Origin of the sequence: Pseudovibrio sp. POLY-S9 (assembly GCF_001431305.1) — a bacterium.
Lineage (GTDB): Bacteria > Pseudomonadota > Alphaproteobacteria > Rhizobiales > Stappiaceae > Pseudovibrio.
Genome location: NZ_LCWX01000239.1, coordinates 65,600 through 70,250, shown reverse-complemented (window position 1 = coordinate 70,250; position 4,651 = coordinate 65,600). Strand labels below are relative to the sequence as shown.

Below are 4,651 nucleotides of genomic sequence, written 5' to 3'. Positions count from 1 at the left end.
TGGCAGCTGTTTAGGAGGTGTCGTTATGGGATGCACGTTAGACGCCTTGCGCACCCAGGCAGAAGACAATTTGAGAGCCATTCAACGGCACTGGGCAGATCAGGGCTATGTGATCACTGGAAAGATTGAATATCGCATCAGCGCAGATGGCACCGGCTACTTTGCTGTGATTACGGATCTGGTGAATGGCCGTCCCAGGAACTTCAAGCAGCGTCACCTGGAACAGATGAAGCAGCACCAGACACAAGGGAGAATGATGTGATGGCACGTTACAGAGTTGAGATGAAAAGCACCGTTCTCATGGACATTGATGAAAGCAAATTCACCGATGAGTTCATGGAGCAATACCGGCAGTTGATTGATCCGGGTTTCAGTGAGGTTCGTGATCATGCGGATTTACTTGCTTATCTCAACCTTCGTGAGATTGCCGAAAATGGCTCATTTATCGAAGGCTATGGTGATTTGAAGCAGCAAGGCGTTGAGTTTGTTGGCCTGCCGGAGATTAAAACAGAAGCTGTCCTACGTGATGGCGAGCCTGTTTAGGAGGGATAGAGATGAAAGAGTTACCTGAACTTAAGGCCATTCATTCCGGGTTCGCTGAGGTTTGTGACTTAGTTGATGCCAATGACACATCTGTAGAGGTCGCACAGCTTCTATTGGATGACGACGCCGAGGAGATCGCCCATCGCTGCAACCACTATCCTGAACTGTTAGCAGCCATCATAAACGTTCTGGCTTATGAAAAGACCGACCAGGAAGCCTCAGCAATAAAGGACTTAAGGCTGGCCTTTGAAAGTGCGCAGGAGGTCTCGTTATGAGCACACCTCACAAACGCCTCTATGCGGCCAAGAAGGCTGCTAACCTTGATGACGAAACCTTGCGCGATTGCCTTGAGGCTTCCATTGGTCGCCGCTCTGCCAAGGGCTTGACTATGATCGAGTGCAACAAGGTGCTGGGACACATGGAGGCCAAAGGGCATGGCGTTGATGCGGGCAGATCCACGCAGATCAGCGGCACCTTTGGCGGTAAAGCTGTGGCGCTGTGGCTTTCCGCCTGGAACCTTGGCATCGTTCAGGACAAGACAGACAAGGCGTTGCTTTCCTGGGTGAAGCGTCAGACCAAGATTGAGCACATTAACTGGGTGGATGGAGAAGACGGGTCCAAGGTCATTGATGCTCTGAAGGGCTGGATCAAGCGTGAAACCCGTATTGACTGGAGCGTCGATAAGAACCTGCCGTCTGTGTACAATCGCCCTGAGTTCAAGGTGTTTGTCGCACAGGTGGCGCTTTTGAAACACCGCGAGGTAATACCGGCCCATCACACGTTTGGCCTGATTACCCACTCAGTTGTGGGTAAAGATCATGTTCAGAAACTGGACAGCCGAGACTGGATCAAGGTGATGAACGCGCTTGGTAAAAAGGTGCGCGCCTGTCTGGTTCGGGAGGCTCACTGATGCAGGTTCTTTCCTATTCCTCAGTTCAGCCAGGTAAGTTCTTCTGCTGTCAGGTAATAGCCGATACCGAGCTTCTCGTATGTGACCTTTATGTTTGCCGCACATTCAGGCTTGTTCTCGAAATCCTGACAAGTAGTTGCTGCTTTGACACGGTCAGCTTTCGAGAGCTTTTCAGTGTGAACATAAAGCAAGCCTCGAACGCCTATCTGCTTTTGAGCAGAACATTGAATCATTTCAAGGCTAGAGCCTACGGCATGGCAATTTTCAATTGTGGTCTGTTGGTTCAGCGAGGCGTCATCTTCCAGCATATAATCAATCAGCACCTGATTATCAGCAGCATACGCGGCACCAGAAAGCAAAAGTGTTGCGGTGGTAATAACTTGTTTCAGCATTTTGAAAGTTCCCAAAAGAATAAAGCGGCTGAACGAGAATACACACCGAAGGCAAGTGCATTAAAGCTAAAAACACTCAGCAGTTTCGGTGAATATTATGGCTGATGCTTTGCCTCCTGTTTTGAACGAGATCCGCGAGGCGGCTGGCTTGCCTGCTGCCCTTGAGATCGCGCATCGGTTTGGCGGGAGCCGGGTTTTTATTCCCTCTTACCCCTCCGCAGATAACTGGTTGCAGGAAACCGTGGGCGAGAGTGCTGCAAAAAAGATCTGCGACCATTACCGGATTATCAATGCAGGTGGCAGGGCCATGGGGATCTATCTTGAAATTCCTCTGGGGCCGACCGGACAACAAGCCAGCACACATGCCCGCGTGCAGCAATATCTTCAAGAGGGTTTGTCTGCCGATGAGGTTGCCCGCCGACTTGGCATCCACCGCAGAACTGTGCTAAGGCAGGCGGTACGAATACGAGATCCCAGACAAGCGGATCTCTTTGAATTTTAGAGCTGGTGACACATGTCACCGGCTCTTTTTTTTATGCGTCAGGCACTTTGCAAACACCTAAACACTCATGTTTGCAAAGGCACATCGCCCATGTCCTCCGCGTCTCCAATCGTACAGCAGTTGCGTCATTTCAAGGTTAGCGCTGCCAGCAGCGACATCATCTCCAAAATCTCCAAGGAGCAAGGTTTTGATGAGTACCTGTTACGGGCTCTGCTGATTGTTGAGAGCAAGGAAGCAGCCTGTGATGATCAAGGGCGCATTCATCTCCTTCCTGAAAAACATATCTTCTGGCGCAAGCTTCCAAGCCAGTTGCGCAGCACGGCTGTTGCTGCAGGTCTGGCAACCAAGAAATGGTCAAAGGGCAATTACAAGGGCCTTGGCAAGGCCGGGTCTGATGCCCGCTGGGACAGGCTGGAGCGCATGGCGCTGGTTGATGAAACCGCTGCCCTGTTGTCCGCCTCCTACGCTAAGCCTCAAATCATGGGCTTTAATTACAAGCTGTGCGGATACCATTCGGTCAAGAGCTTTGTCATTGCGCTGGCAAGTGAGGAAGCAGCTCAAGACAAAGCCTTCATAGATTATCTGCTTAACAGCGGCCTTGCAGAAGATATCCGGGCCAAGGACGTTCCCGCGATTGTACGCCGCTATAATGGAGCTGGGCAGGTTGATTATTACAGCCGCAAAGTTTTGCGTGTTTATGCGAAGCTGACCGGCGAGCCCTTGCGGCTTGAGGAAACATCCAAGCGGGCTGGCATGTTACGCTTGGGTGCAAGTGGTCAGCCCATTGAAAACTTCCAGCGCCGCCTTTCTGATCTTGGGTATCACGTCAACCCAGATGGCGACTTTGGCGATACAACGCGCCGTGCAGTTGTTGCTTTCCAGGTGGATCACGGATTGAAACCAGATGGTCTGGTTGGCCCTAAAACGGCTGCGATGATGAAACGTGCCGTCCCACTTTCCGAGAAGACCACGAACCCCCGCCAGAGTCTGAAGGTCAAGGATCTTCGCGCAAAGGGATCTCAGACCGTTAAACAGGCAGACCGGATGACCGTTCTGGGCGGCGGTGTGGTTGCCGTTGGCGGGGTGGCTGAGGTCGCGGAACAATTGTCTGACAGTTCCATCCTGGACAACCTTACCGGCCTTCAGGATGTGATCTGGGCACTGAACAGTTCTCTTGCTCCTGTGCTTGATCTGATTGGCTCCAACAAATGGTTGATGGTGGCTGCTGGTGGGGCAGCTGTTTTGTATGTGGCCTACCAGATCAAGCAGCGCCGCCTGTTGGATGCGAAGAGCTGGAGGCATGTTGGGTGATTGCTTTCTTCACGTCTCTGGCGTCTTCCAAGCTGGGCCGCGCCTTCCTTAAATGGGCGATTATTGCCGCGTTGGCGGGCCTGCTTTTACAGCGTGTTTTTTCGATGGGCGGGCAAAGCGAACGTAACCGGAGCCTTGAAACCTCTCTCCTGATTTTGAGAAAAAGGAATGAAATTGATGCGGATATTTCTCGTCATTCTGATGCTGATCGCCGTCGCCGGTTGCGCAGCTGGTCCCGCGAATAAATGCGATGGGTTCAAGCCCATCTATCCGGCAAACAGCGATGTGGGCGTTCTCTCCAATTCTATGGTGAGCCAGATACTTGAACACAATGAGTTTGGGTACTCCATGTGTGGTTGGAGGCGAATAGGTCGATGAGTTTTGATGAAGTGGACCAGGCCAACATGCTTGCCGAGCGGGAACGAGATGCCAGCATTGCTGCGGTTTTAAAGTCTCAGCGTGTTGGATCTGGTCGTTCCAGTTGTATTGACTGCGAGCGTGAGATTGAGCCAGCCAGACGCACTGTAAACCCGGCGGCTGTGCGCTGCATTGAGTGCCAGCGAGAACTGGAACAAGCGCGATGAGCCCGGAAGAATTAAAAACATGGGTGGCAATTGTAATCGGCGTTGTGTCGTTAGCTGGCACTGCGTGGACGTTTCTTTCGCACCGATCTCGTGACAATTCCAGCAAGCTGGAGGAGCTGCAGGGGCGCGTGGGTGAAACCGAGGCTAGCGTCAAATCACTGGCACGAGAGATGGAGCATCTGCCCAGTAAAGAGCAAGTGCATCAGCTGGAACTGAACATGACGGAACTGCGCGGTGCAGTCACAACCATTGGCGAAAGCGTGCGCTCTTTGCGTCATGCCACCGAGAATATTGACGATTTTTTGAGAAAGAATAAGGGGTCGTGATGGACTACCAGGACCACATCAACAAGGATGTACGACTGATCATCTTGAAGGCGCTACACAGCCAGGATGATTATTCGCTGAAT

10 protein-coding genes are annotated in these 4,651 nt (G+C 52.0%); 9 read left to right on the top strand and 1 reads right to left on the bottom strand.

Translation table 11 applies throughout. From position 1 onward, the window contains the following. From PPL9_RS32575 to PPL9_RS26735, 4 genes are all read left to right on the top strand, one after another. A partial coding sequence (locus PPL9_RS32575; protein ID WP_208989661.1) for a hypothetical protein occupies window positions 1-262 on the top strand: 262 nt, incomplete at its 5' end. Continuing rightward, on the top strand, window positions 262-543 hold the full coding sequence (locus PPL9_RS26745) for a hypothetical protein (protein WP_057465582.1): 282 nt from the start codon (window positions 262-264) through the stop codon (window positions 541-543). The genes PPL9_RS32575 and PPL9_RS26745, both read left to right, overlap by 1 nt. Before the next feature lie 11 nt (window positions 544-554). Beyond that, window positions 555-818, top strand: a complete 264-nt coding sequence (locus PPL9_RS26740; RefSeq protein ID WP_057465581.1) for a hypothetical protein — start codon at window positions 555-557, stop codon at window positions 816-818. Continuing rightward, window positions 815-1,453: a regulatory protein GemA gene (locus PPL9_RS26735; protein ID WP_057465580.1), complete on the top strand. Its 639-nt coding sequence runs from the start codon at window positions 815-817 to the stop codon at window positions 1,451-1,453. Before PPL9_RS26740 ends, PPL9_RS26735 begins: the two co-directional genes overlap by 4 nt. Before the next feature lie 20 nt (window positions 1,454-1,473). Here the strand turns inward: PPL9_RS26735 and PPL9_RS26730 are convergent, their stop codons facing one another. Continuing rightward, the gene (locus PPL9_RS26730; RefSeq protein ID WP_057465579.1) at window positions 1,474-1,845 is read right to left on the bottom strand and encodes a hypothetical protein; all 372 of its coding nucleotides are present in this window, start codon (window positions 1,843-1,845) and stop codon (window positions 1,474-1,476) included. A gap of 97 nt (window positions 1,846-1,942) precedes the next feature. Between PPL9_RS26730 and PPL9_RS26725 the strand changes: the two genes are divergently transcribed. The 5 genes from PPL9_RS26725 to PPL9_RS26705 all read left to right on the top strand — a co-directional run bounded on the left by PPL9_RS26725 (window position 1,943) and on the right by PPL9_RS26705 (window position 4,568). Next, entirely contained in the window at window positions 1,943-2,347 is a 405-nt protein-coding gene (locus PPL9_RS26725; RefSeq protein WP_057465578.1) for a hypothetical protein, read from the top strand. Between the two features lie 90 nt (window positions 2,348-2,437). Next, the gene (locus PPL9_RS26720) at window positions 2,438-3,658 is read left to right on the top strand and encodes an N-acetylmuramidase domain-containing protein (protein ID WP_057465577.1); all 1,221 of its coding nucleotides are present in this window, start codon (window positions 2,438-2,440) and stop codon (window positions 3,656-3,658) included. Continuing rightward, the gene (locus PPL9_RS26715; protein WP_057465576.1) at window positions 3,655-3,903 is read left to right on the top strand and encodes a hypothetical protein; all 249 of its coding nucleotides are present in this window, start codon (window positions 3,655-3,657) and stop codon (window positions 3,901-3,903) included. Before PPL9_RS26720 ends, PPL9_RS26715 begins: the two co-directional genes overlap by 4 nt. Before the next feature lie 129 nt (window positions 3,904-4,032). Continuing rightward, window positions 4,033-4,242 (top strand): TraR/DksA C4-type zinc finger protein, encoded by a 210-nt coding sequence (locus PPL9_RS26710; RefSeq protein ID WP_057465575.1) that lies wholly within the window; start codon window positions 4,033-4,035, stop codon window positions 4,240-4,242. Further along, window positions 4,239-4,568, top strand: a complete 330-nt coding sequence (locus PPL9_RS26705; RefSeq protein ID WP_057465574.1) for a DUF2730 family protein — start codon at window positions 4,239-4,241, stop codon at window positions 4,566-4,568. The genes PPL9_RS26710 and PPL9_RS26705 overlap by 4 nt, the downstream gene beginning before the upstream one ends. Window positions 4,569-4,651 lie beyond the last annotated feature (83 nt).